Source organism: Halalkalibacter sp. APA_J-10(15), from assembly GCF_023017105.1.
Classification (GTDB): domain Bacteria; phylum Bacillota; class Bacilli; order Bacillales; family Bacillaceae_D; genus Halalkalibacter.
In genome coordinates this window covers 153,566-173,955 of the sequence record NZ_JALKEV010000007.1, presented here as the reverse complement: position 1 = coordinate 173,955, position 20,390 = coordinate 153,566, and the positions used below count along the sequence as shown (strand labels likewise).

Annotated in this window: 18 protein-coding genes; 1 reads left to right on the top strand and 17 read right to left on the bottom strand. The window is 39.3% G+C overall.

Features of this window, described 5'->3' with window-relative positions:
• The first annotated feature begins 124 nt into the window (after positions 1-124).
• The gene (locus MW695_RS10540; RefSeq protein ID WP_247105274.1) at positions 125-1,345 is read left to right on the top strand and encodes a helix-turn-helix domain-containing protein; all 1,221 of its coding nucleotides are present in this window, start codon (positions 125-127) and stop codon (positions 1,343-1,345) included.
• Between the two features lie 100 nt (positions 1,346-1,445).
• On the opposite strand, the gene MW695_RS10535 is transcribed toward MW695_RS10540, so the two are convergent.
• The 17 genes from MW695_RS10535 to MW695_RS10455 all read right to left on the bottom strand — a co-directional run bounded on the left by MW695_RS10535 (position 1,446) and on the right by MW695_RS10455 (position 20,187).
• Positions 1,446-2,678, bottom strand: a complete 1,233-nt coding sequence (locus MW695_RS10535) for an ROK family transcriptional regulator (RefSeq protein WP_247105273.1) — start codon at positions 2,676-2,678, stop codon at positions 1,446-1,448.
• 104 nt (positions 2,679-2,782) lie between these two features.
• Positions 2,783-4,492, bottom strand: a complete 1,710-nt coding sequence (locus MW695_RS10530; protein WP_247105272.1) for a SulP family inorganic anion transporter — start codon at positions 4,490-4,492, stop codon at positions 2,783-2,785.
• 185 nt (positions 4,493-4,677) lie between these two features.
• Positions 4,678-5,493, bottom strand: coding sequence for an urease accessory protein UreD (locus MW695_RS10525; RefSeq protein ID WP_247105271.1), 816 nt, complete (start codon positions 5,491-5,493; stop codon positions 4,678-4,680).
• Complete coding sequence (gene ureG / locus MW695_RS10520; RefSeq protein ID WP_247105270.1) at positions 5,490-6,104, bottom strand: urease accessory protein UreG; 615 nt, start codon at positions 6,102-6,104, stop codon at positions 5,490-5,492. The genes MW695_RS10525 and ureG overlap by 4 nt, the downstream gene beginning before the upstream one ends.
• 25 nt (positions 6,105-6,129) lie before the next feature.
• On the bottom strand, positions 6,130-6,816 hold the full coding sequence (locus tag MW695_RS10515; protein WP_247105269.1) for an urease accessory protein UreF: 687 nt from the start codon (positions 6,814-6,816) through the stop codon (positions 6,130-6,132).
• On the bottom strand, positions 6,809-7,255 hold the full coding sequence (gene ureE / locus MW695_RS10510; RefSeq protein WP_247105268.1) for an urease accessory protein UreE: 447 nt from the start codon (positions 7,253-7,255) through the stop codon (positions 6,809-6,811). The genes MW695_RS10515 and ureE overlap by 8 nt, the downstream gene beginning before the upstream one ends.
• Before the next feature lie 13 nt (positions 7,256-7,268).
• A complete protein-coding gene (ureC, locus tag MW695_RS10505) occupies positions 7,269-8,978 on the bottom strand; it encodes an urease subunit alpha (RefSeq protein WP_247105267.1) in 1,710 nt (569 codons plus the stop codon).
• Positions 8,979-9,299, bottom strand: coding sequence for an urease subunit beta (locus MW695_RS10500; RefSeq protein WP_247105266.1), 321 nt, complete (start codon positions 9,297-9,299; stop codon positions 8,979-8,981).
• Positions 9,300-9,314: 15 nt separating this feature from the next.
• Positions 9,315-9,617 carry an urease subunit gamma gene (locus MW695_RS10495; RefSeq protein ID WP_247105265.1) on the bottom strand — a complete coding sequence of 101 codons (303 nt, stop codon included), beginning with the start codon at positions 9,615-9,617 and terminating at the stop codon, positions 9,315-9,317.
• A gap of 182 nt (positions 9,618-9,799) precedes the next feature.
• Complete coding sequence (locus MW695_RS10490) at positions 9,800-10,042, bottom strand: hypothetical protein (protein WP_247105264.1); 243 nt, start codon at positions 10,040-10,042, stop codon at positions 9,800-9,802.
• The gene (locus MW695_RS10485; protein ID WP_247105263.1) at positions 10,042-11,592 is read right to left on the bottom strand and encodes a sodium:solute symporter family protein; all 1,551 of its coding nucleotides are present in this window, start codon (positions 11,590-11,592) and stop codon (positions 10,042-10,044) included. The genes MW695_RS10490 and MW695_RS10485 overlap by 1 nt, the downstream gene beginning before the upstream one ends.
• Before the next feature lie 427 nt (positions 11,593-12,019).
• Positions 12,020-13,600, bottom strand: coding sequence for a response regulator transcription factor (locus MW695_RS10480; RefSeq protein ID WP_247105262.1), 1,581 nt, complete (start codon positions 13,598-13,600; stop codon positions 12,020-12,022).
• Positions 13,597-15,375 carry a cache domain-containing sensor histidine kinase gene (locus MW695_RS10475; RefSeq protein WP_247105261.1) on the bottom strand — a complete coding sequence of 593 codons (1,779 nt, stop codon included), beginning with the start codon at positions 15,373-15,375 and terminating at the stop codon, positions 13,597-13,599. The genes MW695_RS10480 and MW695_RS10475 overlap by 4 nt, the downstream gene beginning before the upstream one ends.
• Positions 15,365-16,411 carry an autoinducer 2 ABC transporter substrate-binding protein gene (locus MW695_RS10470; RefSeq protein WP_247105260.1) on the bottom strand — a complete coding sequence of 349 codons (1,047 nt, stop codon included), beginning with the start codon at positions 16,409-16,411 and terminating at the stop codon, positions 15,365-15,367. The genes MW695_RS10475 and MW695_RS10470 overlap by 11 nt, the downstream gene beginning before the upstream one ends.
• A 207-nt stretch (positions 16,412-16,618) precedes the next feature.
• A complete protein-coding gene (locus tag MW695_RS10465) occupies positions 16,619-17,611 on the bottom strand; it encodes an ABC transporter permease (protein WP_247105259.1) in 993 nt (330 codons plus the stop codon).
• Complete coding sequence (locus MW695_RS10460) at positions 17,608-19,113, bottom strand: sugar ABC transporter ATP-binding protein (RefSeq protein WP_247105258.1); 1,506 nt, start codon at positions 19,111-19,113, stop codon at positions 17,608-17,610. The genes MW695_RS10465 and MW695_RS10460 overlap by 4 nt, the downstream gene beginning before the upstream one ends.
• A gap of 72 nt (positions 19,114-19,185) precedes the next feature.
• Positions 19,186-20,187: a sugar ABC transporter substrate-binding protein gene (locus tag MW695_RS10455; protein WP_247105257.1), complete on the bottom strand. Its 1,002-nt coding sequence runs from the start codon at positions 20,185-20,187 to the stop codon at positions 19,186-19,188.
• Between the last annotated feature and the right edge of the window lie 203 nt (positions 20,188-20,390).

Below are 20,390 nucleotides of genomic sequence, written 5' to 3'. Positions count from 1 at the left end.
TACCTCCATCAATAAAATGAAACCGTTACCTTTTTCATTATAAGAGAGAAAAGGAAGCTTTTTATGGTATTTTATTAATATTTATGGTACTTTATAAACAATATTTCGCTAAAGGGGGATTCCTTTGCAACATTCTACTATCCAGCCAAAGACGTTACTCAAGCTTATTTACGATACAATTAAAGCACCAGTTACGTATTGGGGGGCACGAGTAAATACAACCTATACTCACCTTTCACGTCATACGACCCAGGCATTACAGCTTGAAGAAACGTTTCAATCTATCCATGCTAAAACCGTCGAATACCCCTCTATTCACTTAACGAATACTAGCCTTCCCATTCACTTTCTCTCTATCCCACTACAGGAGAGTTCCTCTTCAATTGGAGCGATTATTATCGGGCCACTTTCATTCTCGCCCATCCAAAAAGAAGAACTCCAAACCTATTTAATAGATTCAGAGAGCACGCATAAGCAAGATCCTTTCTATAGCATCGTCGGAAGTATTCCAATCATTCATCAAACTGAACTGATCAACATCGGGAGGCTCGTCTATTATCTTTTGTATGCAAAAGAATTGGATACAACTGAAATTATTGAGGAGCAGCTTTCGGTTCCTTTTCTAAATGCCAAAACGACACAACCACACATCGAATTATTTAAAAGACGTCAAGATTCGCATTACCACCATGACCTGCTCTATGAGAAGGAAATCCTTCAAGCTATTAAAGAAGGGAACAAAGAACTGTATTTAGAGAAGGCAGGGGCTCCACCTACTTCTGGACACTTCGGCATACTATCTAAGAAGAGTTATTTAAGAGGAAGAAAGAATTTAGCCATCAGCTTTGTCACACTTGCAACAAGAGCCGCGATTGAAGGAGGGTTACCAACTGAACTAGCGTATACTCTCAGTGACCTTTTCATTCAAACGATTGAAGAAATCAATGAGCCACAAAAGGTTGATGCCTATCGACTTGAAGCTGGATTAGAATTTATTGAACATGTATCAACCAACAAGAAATTAAACTATTCTCGCTATGTCAATCAATGCTTGAATTACATCTTTACGCATCTCTATGAGAATATTTCGCTAAGTACACTCGCTACAATCACCGGCACTAGTACTGTCTACCTCTCTTCTTTATTTAAAAAAGAAGTCGGTATATCACTTTCTCGATATATTCAGCATGAGCGTATCGAGGAGGCAAAGAAACTTATGACACTAACCGAGCATTCTCTCTCTGACATTTGTGCGATGCTAAACTTTCATGATCAAAGCTACTTTACAAAGGTTTTTAAAAAGATTACTGGAATGACGCCAAAGCAGTACCGGGATCGTATGTGAGGTTGGTAGCACACTTATTATTACGGATTCAATCTCAAATAATCAAAACCTATCTATTGGACAACACGTTCTTTAGGTAGGTTTTGCATGGATTCCTTCGCTAACCTATCTCTACAAAAAAACCCTGAAACAGCTCAACCGCAGCCCCAATTGCAACAGCCTCCCGCCCCAACTTTCCCTTGCCAATATGTAAATCCGTTAAATGACTAGCGTAAATATGCTCCTTAGCCACAGCGATAACTCTATTCAAATAACGTTCATTCTGCTCTATTAGTTTCCCTTGCAGTAATACGACATCAGGGTGAAGAACATTCACCATATTCGCAATCGCTAATCCATAATAGTAGGCAGCTTCATGAGTAACTGCTTCCACAGTTGGCTCTCCGTTTTGAAGAGCATCAATCAAATTCTCTGGTGATGTTAATACTAATGATGAATCTATTTGCTGTACTAGATCAAACATAGCTCCAAATGAGCTATACGCATTTAAACAACCTTTTTTTCCACACGTACACATCCTGCCTCCAGGTTGAACAATCATATGTCCATAAGAGCTTGCATCTCCTTGCTTACTGTTCAGGGAAGAACCTGCTTGGATTATTCCACAACGGATCCCATACCCACTTATGCAATACAGTAAATTTTTGTTGGAATATTCCTGTATCTTATATTCAGCAATCGCGGCTGTATTCGCTCCATTATTTAAGATAATTGGAACATGAAACTGTTGTTCCATTTTTCCAACTATCGAAACCTCCTCCCAGCCAAACGAGCGGAATGATTCCGGATGAATCATTTTTCCTTTTTCTCGATCGACTGGCCCGATTGCTCCTACTCCAATCCCAACTAGATCACTATCATTTAATTGATGATTTGCCATCATTTGCTTCATGTCATTCATGATACGAGACATCATCTCATCTGGTGTAAATTTCTTCGTAACAAGGAACACTTTCTTATCAATCACAGCAAATTCTAAATTTAATAACAGAACTTGGACACTTCTCGCAATTTCAATTCCAAAGATATAACCAGAAAGAGGATTCGCTTTATACAAAACAGGTGGCCGACCTCCTTTAGACGGTCCTATCCCTCCTGATTGAATCCAGCCCTTCCTTTCTAAATCATGAATCATTCGTGTTAAAGTCGTTTGCGGGACAGCAAATGCATCTAATAAATCACCCTTAGATACTAGTCTTTTTCGGTGAATAAGCTCATACAGTGCTTTTTTATTTGCATTTTTTTTAGAAGGATCCAGCAAAAATTCCCTAAACAAAGTAGCACCCCATTTCCAATTGCTATAGTCAGTATACCATAGTGAACCGATCAGCATTATATGATAAGAAAAAAGCTGATACACAAAGCAAATCCAAGCACTTTCTCTTATCCTTCAAACAAAAAGCTCCGATCTTGATATGTTCAAAATCGAAGCAAAGTCTAAATAATATAGTCATGAACCCGTTCCTTTGAGCTGCTTATATAATTGAATGCAGGATCGAAATAAGAACGCAGCCCCTTTTCACGTAGTAGCTGCTCTAATGTAAGGTGATTGCACTGCTCACTATACTTCTCCTTCCACCCTACCTTGTATACCGTATCCCTTATAGAACCCTTCATATTAGAAAAGAGCATCGTAATCTGCCGTTTCCTAAAGTATTCAATAACCTCTTCTAATCGTTGTATCGAGACAGAATCTATGTCATTGACACCACTCATATCTAAAATGAGCCACTCTGCTTCCTCTACATCACTTAGCCCTTTTAATTTCTCGTCTAAAAAAGCAACGTTAGCAAAGTGCAGACTAGAATCAACGCGAAGAATCCGAACTTTTTTAGCTGTAATCGCTTCTGGATATCGGCTAATATCACGAAACGTCTTTTCTCTTTCTACATAGCCTAATTGTACAATTTCTGGCTTAGCACTTTTTCTTATAATAAGAAGCAATGTAAAGATCGCTCCAACGATAATCCCCCATTGTATGCCAATAAATAATGTTGTCATAAAAGTCGTGACCCAAATCCATCCTTCAAACCGTTTCACTAGGAACAATCGCTTCATTTCCGGAAAATCTATAAGCTTATAAACAGCTACGATAATAATAGCCGCAAGAGCCGCATTGGGAATATAATAAAATGCAGATGTAAAAAACGTCACCGTAATAAGTACAAATATCCCTGTCATAACAGCTGTCAATTGAGTCGCACCACCAGCCTGATGGTTGACTGCCGTTCTTGAGAAACTTCCATTGACAGGAAAAGAAGAAAAGAACGATCCGACAATATTTGATAGACCGAGTGCCGTAAACTCTCGATTTGGATTAATTTCATAATTTTCCTTTTTGGCAATCGCCTTTCCAATTGATAATGATTCCATAGAGCCTAATAATGCAATTGTAAGCGCCATCGGAGTCAACATCATGACCGTTTCAATCGTCAATTCTGGCACAAAAAAGCCAGGAAATCCACTAGGAACATCACCTATAACTTGAAGCTGATGTCCCTCTAAACGAAACGAAGCCACGACTATCGTTGAAAGAAAAACAGCGACTAAAGCATTTGGTAGCTTAGGAGTAAATTTCTTTACTAGTATAAGAAGAAGAATACTCCCTAAACCAACAGCTAGTGTCAGTAAGTGAATCTCATTTATCCGACTAAACACTTCAAAAAGCAGGAAATGAACTTGCAAATAATTGCCCGTATCCATACCTAATAAATGGTTTAATTGACTTATCCCAATCACAATCGCTGCCGCTGACGTATACCCATTAAGTACCGAGTGGGGAATAAACTTCACAATCACTCCCCACTTGAATAAACCGAATAAAAGCTGCAGCCCTCCAACCATGAAAGCCAAAACAATGACATAGGTAATATAAACTGATGAACCCGGTTCGGCATAGACAGATACCCCCGAAAAAACGAGCAATGACGTAATCGCTACAGGACCAATTGACAAATGCTTAGATGAGCCAACAAGTGCATAGACAAATAAAGGAACCGTTGCAGCATACAAGCCCATTACAGGCGGAAGTCCAGCAAGCATTGCGTAAGCCATCCCTTGTGGAATGAGCATCACAAACAATGTTAAAGCAGCTATTAAGTCTCTCTTAAACATTATTGGATCGTATTTCTTTAATGAGTTTTCCATACCGGCACCTCCTAACCATTTCAGCTCATACCTAGTTTACCACACTTTTAACCAAAATGGTTAAAACCTTTCGCACTACTTCTTTGTTGCACGCTATCATTCTAGTTGAACATGTACTTCACCAATACGTCTACTTCCCAATCCAATAAAATAACAACACCCCTCATCGGAGTGTTGCTCTCTTCTTAATACTTCCGCCAAGCCGCATATTCCCTGCCAAATAACTCCTTTCTTGAAAAAGAATGTGCAACCTTAATCAACTTTTCTATTACCATCGTTTGATTAGCTAATATTCTAATGATCACACCTTTAACAGGTAATGCAGACAAACCGAACCGAGCAGGCGAATTCAATTGAACGAGCTCTTCGTATAAACGATCGATCCATTCACTGTTCACCTGTTCATGAACGATCATGAACATGCCAACATGCGAATATCCATCCATTTGAAGAATTCCACTCATCTCTCCATCAGGGTGTAGTAACAAATGATCATAGACGACTAGTTTTCCATTTTGAATGATCTTTAGCTTAGAACGGATCCAATCATATTTAAAATAACTACCGTCTTCAGCCCATCCTGGAGTCATACTATCACTATAAATCAAGCAGGAATTAGGCTCCATTTCAACGACCGTCTCTTGTTGAAAACGCGAATTTTTATATGCGATCAGTGCATCTGGTACATATTCAATCACACTATTTCCCTCTAAAGTTATACGTGTTACTTGCTTCACAGGTGTCTTTGGGGTTTTGTATATTTTCGCAGAAGCCTGTGATTTTACAGCCAAGTGTGCCCCCTGCTCAACATGTAATGTCGTTGCATACGTATCACCATCAACATAACCACCGCCTATATCAATCATATATATAGTCGGTACATCCTCTTCTAAATAGACAGGCCTTGTTATTTTCATAGCTCCTTCATAATAGACATCGGAGAGAATCGACTTCTGCTCTCTTTTCGTTGCCGTTACCTCTAGGGTTCCTGTACGTTTCATGACTCCAAGCCAAGTAGCAGTGTCTGTTCTTTAATCCATTTCACTACTCCATCAAGACCCGTTTCATCCTTTAAATTTGTAAAGAAAAATGGTTTTTTACCACGAGCATTTATCGTATCCTGCTCCATCACCTCAAGACTCGCTCCTACATATGGCGCAAGATCCGTTTTGTTAATTATAAATAAGTCAGACTTAATCATTCCTTGCCCGCCTTTTCGAGGTATCTTTTCACCTTGAGCGACATCAATAATATAGATCGAGAAATCCACAAGCTCCGGACTGAACGTTGCAGCTAAATTATCTCCACCACTTTCAACAAAGATGACATCTAAGTCAGGATGCTTCTCCTTCAACTCATCGATCGCTGCGAAATTCATTGAGGCATCCTCGCGAATCGCTGTATGAGGACATCCACCTGTTTCTACTCCTATGACTCGATCTGCAGGCAAAACACCATTTTTCAATAAAAATTGTGCATCTTCCTTCGTATAAATATCATTCGTTATAACCGCCATACTCAATTCCTCATGCATTGTTCGTGTCAATTTCTCAACGAGCATCGTCTTCCCTGCTCCTACAGGGCCACCAATTCCAATTCGTACAGGTTCCATTGTTCTTGATCTCCTTTTCTCTTTACTAAGACATAAATAAACGTACATGCAAACGTTCATGACACATTTGCGCCACTTCCAAACCTGGACTTATCGCACCTAAATCATCTATTGTTAATGAAAATATGCCTTCAACCACTTTTTTCAAATCCGTTTGAAGCTCAACTAATATACGTTGACCATCTGTTTGTCCAAGAGGAATGCCCCTTACTGCGTTTTGCACTAATGAAGATAAAGTCGTAAATAAATACGTTTCAACTGCTGTTTCAATGTCTAATTGTAATTCATAGGCCACCGTTGCAAATACGAGTGCTGAATGGCCATGAGCTTGCTTTTCTTTTAAGAACATTAAATATTTCAAAAGAGCTTCAGATGGATACAGCTCATAACACAACTTCGCCATCCGCTCACCAATTCGTTTATTACCAAGTCTTGTTTCCTCTGCCAAACATGATACATGCAACAATTGGTCTAGCTCAAAAAATGACGAAAAATCGTCTGTTCGTAAAGCCTCATATCCTAACCTACACGCTAAACCATCAATATACTTTAGCTGCTTTTCTACATAAATCACTAATGCCTGCTTGAAGCTTTCCGTGTCGGCAATAACCCCCTCTTGAATATACGTTTCTAGACCAAACGAATGCGAAAAAGCACCCGATGGAAAGTTAGAATCACTCAACTGTAAAAGGGGAAACAACTGATTAGTCATGACTATGCCCTATATGACGGAAGGCTTGTTTCACCTTACGATTCTCCCGTTTGTAAGGAATTTCAAGCTGCCGCAAAAGTTCTTCCACTAAATAATCATATTGAACAAGCATCTCGTCTCCTTCAAACTGGGCAGGTAAATGTCGATTTCCTAACTGATGTGCAATATCCCCCATCTGCTGAATAGATGTAGGCTGAATAACTAATAAATCATCCTCGGTAACAGATACAACGATCATATTTTTTTCATCCAAATACAATATATCACCGTCAACAAGCTCTCGATTTTCCTTTAGACGAATCCCAAGTTCCTTACCGTGGTCGGTTACGACCCGTTGAATTCGTTTAACTAAATCATCACTTTCCATGTAAACACGCTCAATATGTGGTGCACGCTTTTCCATTGTTGTAACATTTCCCACAATACTTTCTATAATCATTCGATTCCCTCCTTTAAAATAAGAAATAACGTTGCGCCATCGGAACTTCGTCAACTGGCTCACATGAAATGAGCTCTCCATCAACCTTTACTTCATACGTTTGTGGATCAACTTCAATTTCTGGTGTTTCATCATTCAACATCATCGACTTTTTCGAAATGTTACGCACATTATTAATTGGTTTAATTTGTTTCTGTAAGCCTAGCTTTTCCTTGATACCTGCATCAGCTGCAGCCTTCGAAACAAACGTTATCGCTGTTTTAAATTTTGCTTTCCCGAACGAAGCAAACATTGGACGATAAAGAACAGGCTGCGGTGTAGGAATACTTGCATTCGGATCACCCATAATACTATGAGCGATCAATCCGCCCTTTAGGATGAGGTCAGGCTTCACACCGAAGAAAGCAGGACTCCAAACGACCAAATCAGCTAGCTTACCAACTTCAACCGAACCAACATAATCAGAAATACCATGAACAATTGCTGGATTAATCGTATATTTGGCAATATAACGCTTTACACGATGGTTATCACCTACACCTTCATCACCTTTAAGCTTCCCACGCTGCTTCTTCATCTTGTCTGCCGTTTGCCATGTACGACTGATCACTTCACCGACTCGTCCCATCGCTTGAGAATCAGACGAAATCATGCTGAATACACCAAGGTCATGTAAAATGTCTTCAGCTGCAATCGTTTCCTTGCGAATTCGTGAATCGGCAAAAGCGATGTCCTCTGGCACACTCGGATCTAAATGATGACAGACCATTAGCATATCTAAATGCTCCTCTAGCGTATTGGCCGTAAATGGTCTCGTAGGATTCGTGGATGACGGTAAAATGTTTGAATATCCAGCAGCCTTAATAATATCTGGAGCATGCCCTCCACCAGCACCTTCTGTATGATACGTATGAATGACACGCCCATCAATCGCCGCTAACGTATCCTCGACAAATCCACCTTCATTAAGCGTATCTGTATGTATTGCTACTTGAACATCGTACTCATCGGCAACTGATAAGCATGTGTCAATTGAAGCTGCTGTAGTTCCCCAATCCTCATGAAGCTTTAGCCCAACAGCCCCCGCTTCAATTTGTTCACGAATCGCATCCTTTCCAGAGCTGTTCCCTTTCCCTAAAAAGCCGAGGTTCATCGGAAACTCTTCTGCTGCTTGTAGCATACGATAAATATTCCATGGACCAGGAGTACAAGTCGTTGCATTTGTCCCTGTCGCCGGGCCAGTTCCTCCTCCTATCATCGTCGTTACCCCCGATGACAGCGCGGTCTCAATTTGTTGCGGACAAATAAAGTGTATGTGCGCATCAATGCCACCTGCTGTAACGATCTTTCCTTCTGCAGCAATGACTTCAGTCGCTGCTCCAACAACGATATCGACACCATCCATTAAATAGGGATTTCCAGCTTTCCCAATTGCCGCAATGTAGCCATCCTTCACACCAATGTCCGCTTTGTAAATACCCGTGTAATCGACAATGGTAGCATTGGTTAAAACGAGGTCGACACTTTCCTCACGTGTCGCCAAAGGGTGCTGTCCCATCCCATCGCGTATAACTTTACCTCCACCAAACTTCACTTCATCACCATAAGTAGCGTAATCCTTTTCTATTTCAATGAAGAGCTCTGTATCAGCTAAACGAATGGCATCTCCAACAGTCGGACCAAACATATCAGCATATTGCTTTCTAGGCATTTGAAAGCTCATCTACTTAGCCTCCTTTTTTAACGATCCATTCGTTTTATTATTCAACCCAAATATCTTTAATTCACCTGAGAACGCCACCAGCTCCACTTCCTTCTCATCACCCGGCTCAAAGCGAACAGCTGTCCCTGCAGGGATATTTAAATGAAATCCTTTCGTTTTCTCTCTCTCAAAATGAAGATACGAATTGACCTCGTAGAAATGAAAATGCGATCCAATTTGCACAGGTCGGTCTCCTTTATTTAATACAAGAACCTTGATAATGCTTTTGTTATCATTACAAGAAATAGGCTCTCTGTTTAATTGATATTCTCCTGGTATCATAAGTATCGCCTCCACTTAACGTATTGGATTATGGACGGTGACAAGCTTTGTCCCATCTGGAAATGTCGCTTCTACTTGAATATCGGAAATCATTTCCGGAATCCCTTCCATGACATCCTCTCTCGACAGAATTTTCGTCCCATATTGCATAAGCTCCGCTACGGATTTCCCATCACGTGCCCCTTCAAGAACTTCGTATGTTATAACAGCTGTAGCTTCAGGGTAATTCAGCTTCAAACCACGTGCTTGACGGCGTCTTGCCAGGTCCGCCGCTACTACAATCATTAGCTTCTCCATCTCCCTCGACGTCAACTTCATGACTCTCACCTCTCTTTTTTCCGATTATTCAATTAAATTCATTTGTTATTCATTTTCTAATATACTACACTTCTATTCATGTTTGTCTCATATAGAGAAAGATAACCTAACACCATTCATGCTTATTTTGAAAAAAAGGATGCCTCACCATTCATCGAGACACCACTTATCTTAATTCGTACCTATTGCTCCGCTTTCTTCTTCTCTAAATAAAGCTCTACCCAAGGACGAATCGTAATATACAACCCTGCTATTATTAACCAGCCATATGCTAAATACGTCCATCCTGTAAAGAAGGCTAATGTATAATTATACCCCGTTAGAAACATCACACCTGGAAACACAAAAATCAAAACAAATGTTAACCCTAAAGCCCAGCGTGTACACATCTTAGCATCTTTTAGTAATTGTTTATCTCCTGTCATTAGACGACTTCCTTTCTACTCGCTGCCGTTTGAATCAACTCTTCATTCTCCTCATCAAAGCTCTTAAATTGATCTTTCATTGCTTCAAAATCAAAGCTTTCCTTCTTCATTAATGAGTGGCCCACTACAATCAAACCACTAACTAAGAATACCGTTACATTACCGAACAACATCGAATGTAGTTGTCCAAGCGAGTCAACACTAACTACTCCATATGTGCCATATGCATATGAAAACCACACGGTCACACCCGAAACCATCCCAACTAGCGCACCGTAGAAGCACCCTGTATTTGTCGTCCTCTTCCATAGTAATCCTAATGTTAACGGAATAACGGCCCCACTTACGAATATACCCATAGCCATATAAACAAACCCTAAACCAATTCCAATGTTAAAGAGCAGTACCGAGAATACTCCCATCGCTAAGCCAAAGCTTAATGTGACAATCCTTGAAACCTTTAATGTTTGTTGACTTGTAGCAGTAGGGTTAATTGACTTACGATAAATATCTGTGACAATAATGTTCGTAATCGCCGTTAATTCTGCTGCTCCAGTAGACATAACTGCCATAAATAGCATAACTAAGAATAAGATAGATCCAACTGTTCCTAGTAAATGAGCAGCCATTAATGGTGCAGATGCGTCTGGATCTGTGACGTTAATCCCTAAACCAGCTGCAGTCACCCCTAAAAACGTCGCGATCGAGAATGGAATCGCAAACCAAGCTATCCCCCCATAAATATATGCTTTTGATGCGGCACTATCCTTACTCGCAATCGCACGCTGCCAATAGGATTGATCGACAAATACTGTACCAAAATTACCAATAATGTTTATCATCCCAAACAACAATCCAGGAATAGAAGCCATAGTCAGCATCTGTTGTGATTCCGGTAACGAACGTAACCCTTCATAAACTGTCGTCACACCAAAATTCAAATACACAACCGTTGCAAAGATCGTTAAAATAACAAAAATCATGACTGTGTTTAAATAATCAGCAATAAAAGAAGCCTTTAATCCCCCAATCATCGTATAAATCGTGAAAGTGATCGGAATTAATAAAGCAGCTATGTAAATATTCATCCCCGTTAATGAATTAAGAGCAATCGCTCCACCTAAAATAACCATTGACGTAACAATAATGTTTGTCATTAACGCAAACACCATCATTAATTTGTGGTTTTTCTTATCAAAACGCTTTCCAATAAACTCCAAAAACGTATGAGCCTTAGGTGCCTTTCTCTTTAAATGAATCGCCACAATCGCAAATAGCAGCACTTGAATACACGCTCCAGCTGCATACCAATACGGACCGCTAATTCCATATTGAAACCCTGTTGAAGAGGACATCATCAATGTCGCAGCCCATGTCCAAGCCGCGATAATCGAGGCACTTGCTAGACCCACTCCAACACTACGACCAGCTGTACTGAATTGTTCAGCTGTCATCGCCGTCTTACGCCTTCTCTGCATGACAATTGTGAGAGTAGTAAAGAAAATTCCGAATATTAGCAAAATTAAGTATCCAGTTATGGGTGTTAACATGACCAAACCTCCAAATTTAAATTCATCTATCCATCCTTCAACATGAATGAATGTCAAAAACTCTAACAATGTGGTTTAGTATAACGGAGGTTTGGAACAGCCTTCAATGATGATGTGATATTATCTAACATCATTTTTCAATCTTGTTTGTCAAGGAAACGTATTTCCCCCTTAATGTCATGTCACATACAAGAATAAATACAGTGTACAATGAATAAAACATACGAATCAGATACTAATCTAGCCGTTCTTTGTGCATATTTTATAACATATCAAAAAGAAATTATGACAAAAGTCTTACATGTGTGATTGATCTAAATATAATTTAAGAACAGACTTACCAATACAAGTAAAACCAGATCAACTAAAATGAACCTAAAGAAAGAGTGTTTATAAAAGATCCCTCTTCTAAACACCCTTCAACACTTCACACATTCTTTTGCAACTCACGATACCTTGAAGGTACCTCCCCCATATATTGCTTAAATAACCGACTAAAGTATTTCGTATCCTTATAACCAACCTCTGTCGCGATATCATAGACTTTTTTATCTGTTTGTATTAATAATTGCTTCGCCTTCACCATTTTCTTCTTCGTTACAAAGTCTAAAATCGTTTCCCCTGTTTCATTTTTAAATACTTCACAAAAGTAGTTTGGATTCATATGAATTTGCTCTGCTACTTTTGAGATCGTTATATTCTCATGCAAATGATCGATAATCCATTCCTTCGCCCTATCTATCGGACTCCATTCATTCTCGCTCATTGATTTAGACTTAATGATGGCTCTCGTCCAATTCAGTACAATCGATTTCAATTCTTCGAAATTCGCTGCTTTTTTTATCTGATATAAGACATCCTCAAGAGGACTTGACTTCCATTCATAGTTCGATACTACCTGATTGTAAACCGTTGTAATATAAAATTGTACAACCTTCATCACAACATGAGCGGATTCACATTGTTGTAAATTGACAAAGAATCGCGCTAGCATTTTGTCCATTTGTACCAAGTCAACTTTCTCAATCGTTACAGACAAGTGTTGCACCATCTGATAGAGATCATTCGGTATGACACTCTCATCGTTTGGGTCATGAAGCGATTCCAGTGTACCAGGTGAGAATATTCGATTACCCCCTAATACTAAACGCATTTGAATCCTTGAAAGAAGCTGATCCCTAATAACAGGAATTAAGGATAATTCCTCAAAAGAATCACTTAACGCAACAGACAATGATCCTTGTTTCTGTAACGATTGATGGAGTTGATTCATATACTCCTTTTGACTTTCAGACTCCACTACCTCCATCAACAATATCCAGTAACTCAAATGATCTCCGCGCCACCACCAAAACTTTGAATGGTCAAGCTGCGACACTCTCAAGTGATCAAGCTCTTTTTCAATAGCTTCAAGTTTCTTTGCTTGCTCTTCTTTATCCTCATGCTTATTCAATTGAGGATCATCCATACTTATATAAGCCAATGTATACGTTCCGTTTGGAAACTGCTTCACCCATTGTAACTGCGATAAATCGGTTTCCTTCATCCATATTAACTCACTAAGCTTCTGTATCTGTCGCGAATATATGACTTGATCATCTAGTTCAATCTGCCCCTTCATCTCCACAACTTTTCCTTTCAGCCTTTCTAACTGCTCTGCAAATGTCATGCGATTGATCGGCTTCAACATATAATCAACAGCACCTTGACGAATTGCATTCTGCAGAAAATTAAAATCATCAAATCCGCTTATAATAACAGGTAAGAAAACAAATTGCTCCTTTTTTAAGGATTCTATCAACTGCAATCCATCCATTTTAGGCATTTTGATATCAGTAATGAGAACATCAAAACTTACATTGGTTGAGCGAATTCCATCGAATGCCTTCTGACCATCAGCATAGCTTCCAACAACCGACCACTCATTTTGATTTTGTTCAATAAGACGTTCTATCCCTCTTCGAATACGTGCTTCGTCTTCAACAACGATGACGTTCATACGATTCATTCTTCAGAACCTCCTTCTCCCAAATACCTGACGATAGGAATACCTATGGTGATATCAGTCCCTTCTCCTACTTCACTATGAATTCGAAGTCCATATGACTCCCCATACATCATCACAATACGCGCATGGACATTTTTCAGACCAAAGCTCGAGTCCTTTTTTAGCATTAATTCAGCCTTTAATTGTTTCTCTAATTCAATTAACTTCTCAGGTGATATTCCTGGTCCATTATCACGTACAGAAAACACGATTTCATCGCCTACTTTTTTAACGGAGACATGGACGATCGCTTCCTCTTTATCCTCGATTGTATATTTGACAGCGTTCTCAACAACTGGTTGCAAGATAAATTTCGGGGTGAAGTATTGTTGACCATCTATGTTCTGTTCAATCGAAAAGGAAAGTCGATCTTCAAATCGATATTTTTGGATCGTGAGGAAATCTCTAATATGATCAACCTCTGTTGCAACTAACACCGCTTCCTCCTTGTTACTCAATGAATAACGGAGCATTTTTCCTAAAATGGACACGACTTCAACAACCGTTTCCTTATCGTCCTCTTCGACCATCATACTAATCGTCTCTAGCGTGTTATACATAAAATGCGGATTGATTTGAAATTGCAATGCATACAATTCAGCTTCCTTTTGCCTAAGAGCTGTTTGATAATTGCTTCTAATTAATTCTTTTATTCTCGTAACCATTGAATGAAAGCTCCTCGTTAATACAGCTACTTCATCTTGAGACCTTGGATGCTTTGGTATATTAATGTCAAAATCGCCTCTTTCTACAGCACCCATTAATAGACTTAAGCGATGAATCGGTCTTGACACATTCCATGCTAGTAGAATGGAAATAATAACAAAGACCACAACAAAAGCAATAAAAATGATAATCGTAATATTACGTACAAAGTCTGTCCGATCAGTTAAGTGCTTTGCTGGAATACTATGAGCCAGAATCCACTGATGCTCATCTGACGTACTTACACTAATGACCTTATTATCATCGTTCGTTAATGTCTTAAAGCTCCCATGCTGAACAGGCAATTTCTCTACTTCATTAAATCGCTCACCAATTCTATTCCGTTCCGAATGGTACAGAATACGATAGTCTTGATCCATCAACCAAATATCGCCACCATCACGCATTTCTTCTACTACCTGATCAATAAATTGTAAATCCAATGCAATGAACATCGTTCCTAAACTCTTTTGGTTATCAAAATCAATAATTTCCCTTTCTATTAACAAAAAAGGAATATCTCCTTCAAAACGCAAGTCCGTTTCAAAAAACGGTGTCACTTGATGCTGACCGTAGCTTGGTACATGCTCCAATTGTGCTTCACTTACAATGTCCACACGTGAATGATGAAAAAGACGATTATTCGATTGAATAAAAACAGCAATAATATCGTAATGAATCCCACTTAAATAAGCATTAGACAAGTACGTATTCATCTCAAATTTATCTCGCAATAACGTCGATTGATTCGGGTATTCATCATTTCGCAAAATAGACATAACAGATGATGAGCTATATAACAATTCATTCAATTTTTGTAGCTCCATAATTTGTTTATCTATATTCATATTTGCTTGCTTTAATAGTTGTGGGAAAAATTCACCTGCCTGTGCTTCAATTGATTTCGTGTAGTGATGATAGGAAATAAAACCCAAAAAGGCCATTGGAATAACCGTCAATATGATATACGTAATAATTAGTTTTGAGGCAAATCTTGACTTATGAAAATTTGAAAATAGTTTAGAAATCATATTGATCCACATTGTCCTTAGTAAAGTCTATCGGCTCTCCCATAATGACCGTATCACCATCAAAACGTATCCGTCCTACATTCGCAATATTTTGGAGATCGGTCGGTAACTCTTCTTCTAATAATTGATGAGCAAGACTAATCGTTAAATATCCAAGTTTCTTTGGGCTCCACAACGTAGTCATTTGTGCCGAACCCTCAAGCAAATATTGACGCATTTCTACCGGTGACGATAAACCAACAACATGGATATCTCCACTCAATCCTAAATCACTTACTGCCTGAGCGGCAGCTGGCGGACCCACCGATGACGTACCAATAACCCCTCTAAGATTCGGATTCATTTCAATTAATGAAACAGCTTCATCATACGCTTTCACAGGATCATCATCTGTCGTCACAATATCAATCAAATTCATATTCGGGTAAAACTCCTCATGTTGAACTTGAATCCAATTTAACCACTCCCGAATATTAGCCGAGCCTGTAGAGCCTCCAAGAATGGCAAAATCTCCTGATTCATTTATCGTCCATGCCATTGTATCCATTAAATGACGCCCTAATGTCTCAGGGTTCACCATGTTAATAAAAAATGTTCGTAAATGAGATGAAGTATCCGAATCCCACGTGATTACCTCAATCCCCTTTTTGTGCGCCTCCATTATTACATCCTGTATGCTATCAGGATCAATTACCGAAATCGCTAATAAGTCCACACCTTCTTCTATTAAGTCTTGAATAATTTCAATTTGCATCCTCGAATCCACAATAACAGGCCCTCGATAAATCAGTTCCACTCCTAAGTTTGCAGCTGCTTCTGTCGCACCCATTTCAACACTATTAAAATAATGGATATCTACCTGCTTAGGGACCATCGCAACACGATATGTTTCCCTCTTTTCCTTTTCCATAAAGTCAAGAGGCTCTTGATCTGAACTATAAAGAATGACATACGCTTCATCTTGAGTCATTTGATGATATAAGATAGCGCTTACAATCAAAACAGAAACAATGGCTATTACTTTTAGTTTCGACATGGACTCACCTCAATCTAGTTTGAAAGCTACTATTATCATACAACCTGCCCTACTTGCTGACAAATTCAGATGATGTGATAAAAGGGATATTTTTCCTTATAATAAAAAGAAAGCAACAAGTAAGAAGTACACTGAAAAAGTGCGTTTTTTACTTTTTCAGTGTACTTAAAGTAAGGCTCTTGCTCACCTACTTGTGCTTTGTTCAATTTACTTTTTCTTCTTATTAAAAATCCGGTCTGCCCCAACAGCAATAATTAAAACCGAACCGACAATGACCATTTGATAGAATTCTCCGACATTCAAAATAACTAACCCATTTGATAGCACACCCATAATTAAGACGCCGAGAATAACCCCAATTAACTTACCTTGACCACCGAAAATACTCACACCACCAAGAACAACCGCTGTTACTACGTCTAACTCAAACCCTTGCAGCGCATTGGGTTGACCTGAATTTAAGCGCCCTAGTAAGATTAAACCTGCAATAGAACAGAAAAACCCCGACATCATATAAACCATTAATTGAATTTTGTTCGTATTAATCCCCGATAAATGCGCTGCTTCTTCATTCCCACCGAGAGCATAGATATGGCGACCAATATACGTTTTATATAAAAGAATGTACACAAGAACAAAGACGAGCACCATCATAATAACTGGGACTGGAATCCCCAGCACAAACCCCGTTCCAAACCAACGGATGCTTTCAGGGAAACCAAAGACAGGGTATCCATCCGTAATAACAAACGTAACACCTCGTACGATCGTTAACATCCCTAATGTAGTAATCAACGCAGGGATTCCAACTTTGGTAATAATCAATCCATTAATAAGCCCAACTAACACCCCAATAGATATCCCTATTAAAATAGCAATAAACGGATTAACACCAGCTGCAATAAGCATTCCCATCGATACACTTGTTAGTGCTACATTCGATGCTACTGATAAATCAATTCCTCCAATAAGTAATACCATAGCCATCCCGGCAGCAATAATACCTAGCATTGCTACTTGTCTCGTTATGTTAATAAAGTTCCCCGTTGTAAAAAAGCTCGTCGACATGACTGAAAAGAAAATAATTAGTCCAATCAAAACAAGAAATAAAATAATTTCTTGATTTAATTTAAACAGCTTCTTATTTGATTTTGCTTCATTTGTCGGTGTAGGATTGTTTTCATTTGTGATTGTTTTCATGATTTCACCTCATTATCTAACTCTAAACCTGCCGCTAGTTGTAAGATCCTCTCCTGGGTTGCCTCTTCTTGTGAGAGGATCCCAGCCATTTCGCCTTCACACATGACCGCTATTCGATCAGATAGATTTAGTAATTCTGGCATTTCAGAAGAGATCATAATAATAGCCTTTCCTTCACTTAACAATTGGTTCATTAAATTATAAATCTCTTGCTTGGCACCAATATCAACCCCTCTTGTCGGTTCATCAAAGATAAGAAGGTCAACATTCGTTGCTAATGTTTTCGCAATGACGAGCTTCTGTTGATTCCCACCAGATAACTGCCCTGCTAGTTGTCCATTATAATATTTAATGCGAAGCTTCTCTTTATAGTTAGCTGTCACACGCTTTTCCTTTTTCCCATCAAGAAATAACCCTTTTGCAAACTTCTTAACGGATGGAAGAATGATATTTTTGACACAGTCTTGATCTAATACTAATCCTTCCTGCTTACGATCCTCTGGAATTAAACCAATTCCTAGCTTAATCGCCTGTTCTGGCGATTTTACGTTTTCAATCTTTTTTCCATCTATCGTAAAGGAACCACCTGTAATCGGAAATACACCAAATAACGTTTTTGCTAATTCCGTACGACCAGATCCAAGCAGCCCCGCTACCCCAAATACTTCTCCTCTTCTTAGCTCAAAGGACACATTTGAAATTTTATCCTCTGAGCTAAGATTCTCCACTTTGAGGATGATATCATTTTGTGTGGCAGACGTTTTCGTTGACATTTCTAGCTCACGCCCAACCATTAACTGAATCAATTTCTCATAATCTAATTCATCAATCGGCTTTGTTGCGATATATTGCCCATCCCTTAAGACGGTAATGCGATCTGAAATTTCAAACATCTCATCAAACTTATGTGAAATGTAAATGATCGCAACACCTTCATTTTTTAATTGCTCGATTAGCTGGAAGAGCTTTTTTACTTCTTCCTCTGTCAAAGCAGCTGTAGGCTCATCCATAATTAGAACATTCACTTCTTGTGTAATCGACTTCGCAATCTCGACCAACTGCTGCTCTGCTACTCCTAAATCTTTCACGGTCGTTTTGGGTGAAAAATGAGCACCGATTCTTTTCAATGCGAGCTTTGTCGTCTCAACGTTCTTCTGCTTATTGACAAATAAACCACGACGATTCTCTTTTCCAAGCATAATGTTCTCTTCTACTGTTAAATGCGGAACTAAATTAAACTCTTGATAAATAATTCCGATTCCTTTATCCGCTGAAACTTTAGGAGAAAATTCTTCAATGACTGTTCCACCAATTTTCACGGTTCCTTCTGTCGGTGAAATCGCCCCTGCTAATATTTTCATCAATGTTGATTTCCCTGCACCATTCTCCCCGGCAATTGTATGAACCTCGCCCTCATGGATACTCATCGTCACGCCACTTAATGCCGTCGTTCCTGGATACCTCTTCACAATATTTTCGACTTCAATCACTCGTTTTGTCATCTGTGTGATCACCTCTCGATTCAATAAAAAGGCTGGGGGAACCCCCTTGATATGGATTCCCCACCTTTGCTCTTACTCTTGATCAAACTGTGCAATGTTTGAATCATTAACACCCTTCACTTCAATTTCAACTTCTGACTCAAAATCTTCCCCATTAATAAGCGCCATCGCAATATCTACTAGAGATTCACCTGTTGCAAACGGTTGTTGATCAACAGTAAATTTATAAATCCCACCTTCACGAATCGCTTCTACCGCTTCAGGCACCGCATCAATTCCACCTACAGCAAACACGTCACTATCCTTACCTGCACCAACAGCTGCATTATACGCCCCTAACGCTCCACCATCATTAATTCCAAACACACCAATCATATCTGGATTCGCTTGTAAAAACCCTTCCGTCACATCGTAACCACTATTCGGATCTCCAGCTTGTTGATCACCGACAACCTCGACATCTGGTGCATGTTCATGAATTCCATCAATAATACCTTGCTTACGTTGAATAACCTGTTCAATTTGGTCGAAGTTCAAGATCCCGACTCCCCCTTGTCCTTCATGTGTTTCTAAAATCCATTCACCTGCTTGGATACCTAAAGCCCAACCCATGGAATATTCATCAGCACCAACCCACGCATCCGCATTCTCTAGCTTTGTCGTATGAGCAATTACTGGAATACCTGCATCCTTCGCATCTTGAATCGCTTCATTAATCACTTCTTGGTCCGTCGCTGTAACGATAATCGCGTCTACACCTTGTGAAATGAAGTTTTGAATCGCATCAACTTGCGAGTTCACATCATCTCTCGGATCATTTACGTTGACTGTATAACCATGCTCACCCGCTAAATCAGCCACCGCTTCTGTTAACTGAACAAAGAACGGATTTCCTAAATCAAGAACGGACATCCCGATTACGCCACCCTCACCAGTTGTTCCTTCATCCGTCACCTCTTCGCCACCAGTGCTATTATCATCCCCAACAGGTCCTGTACTTGCATCATCATTTTCCCCACACGCTGTTAAGATCATCATCAGTGCAAGTGAAACAATCATCCATAACTTCTTCATCTGTCTTCTCCCCTTTTTCATTTTCGTTCATGTGGTTTTTTAAAGAAATTTCCTCTACCACTACAAGCGCGTATACGCTTTCATTCCTTAAATAGATGATACAATCACCTTTCAAATCATCTATTCAACGTCATTGTATCGCTTATGTAAGCGCTCTAAAATGAGTCATTCTTCAGTTAGGGTAGACAATATTCAGATGTTTT

Bases quoted from the DNA above. Each gene is read 5' to 3' on its own strand.
- MW695_RS10535 (WP_247105273.1), bottom strand. From the start codon at position 2,678: ATGCTGATCGGTTCACTATGGTATACTGACTATAGCAATTGGAAATGG.
- MW695_RS10530 (WP_247105272.1), bottom strand. From the start codon at position 4,492: ATGGAAAACTCATTAAAGAAATACGATCCAATAATGTTTAAGAGAGAC.
- MW695_RS10525 (WP_247105271.1), bottom strand. From the start codon at position 5,493: ATGAAACGTACAGGAACCCTAGAGGTAACGGCAACGAAAAGAGAGCAG.
- ureG (WP_247105270.1), bottom strand. From the start codon at position 6,104: ATGGAACCTGTACGAATTGGAATTGGTGGCCCTGTAGGAGCAGGGAAG.
- MW695_RS10515 (WP_247105269.1), bottom strand. From the start codon at position 6,816: ATGACTAATCAGTTGTTTCCCCTTTTACAGTTGAGTGATTCTAACTTT.
- ureE (WP_247105268.1), bottom strand. From the start codon at position 7,255: ATGATTATAGAAAGTATTGTGGGAAATGTTACAACAATGGAAAAGCGT.
- ureC (WP_247105267.1), bottom strand. From the start codon at position 8,978: ATGAGCTTTCAAATGCCTAGAAAGCAATATGCTGATATGTTTGGTCCG.
- MW695_RS10500 (WP_247105266.1), bottom strand. From the start codon at position 9,299: ATGATACCAGGAGAATATCAATTAAACAGAGAGCCTATTTCTTGTAAT.
- MW695_RS10495 (WP_247105265.1), bottom strand. From the start codon at position 9,617: ATGAAGTTGACGTCGAGGGAGATGGAGAAGCTAATGATTGTAGTAGCG.
- MW695_RS10490 (WP_247105264.1), bottom strand. From the start codon at position 10,042: ATGACAGGAGATAAACAATTACTAAAAGATGCTAAGATGTGTACACGC.
- MW695_RS10485 (WP_247105263.1), bottom strand. From the start codon at position 11,592: ATGTTAACACCCATAACTGGATACTTAATTTTGCTAATATTCGGAATT.
- MW695_RS10480 (WP_247105262.1), bottom strand. From the start codon at position 13,600: ATGAATCGTATGAACGTCATCGTTGTTGAAGACGAAGCACGTATTCGA.
- MW695_RS10475 (WP_247105261.1), bottom strand. From the start codon at position 15,375: ATGATTTCTAAACTATTTTCAAATTTTCATAAGTCAAGATTTGCCTCA.
- MW695_RS10470 (WP_247105260.1), bottom strand. From the start codon at position 16,411: ATGTCGAAACTAAAAGTAATAGCCATTGTTTCTGTTTTGATTGTAAGC.
- MW695_RS10465 (WP_247105259.1), bottom strand. From the start codon at position 17,611: ATGAAAACAATCACAAATGAAAACAATCCTACACCGACAAATGAAGCA.
- MW695_RS10460 (WP_247105258.1), bottom strand. From the start codon at position 19,113: ATGACAAAACGAGTGATTGAAGTCGAAAATATTGTGAAGAGGTATCCA.
- MW695_RS10455 (WP_247105257.1), bottom strand. From the start codon at position 20,187: ATGAAGAAGTTATGGATGATTGTTTCACTTGCACTGATGATGATCTTA.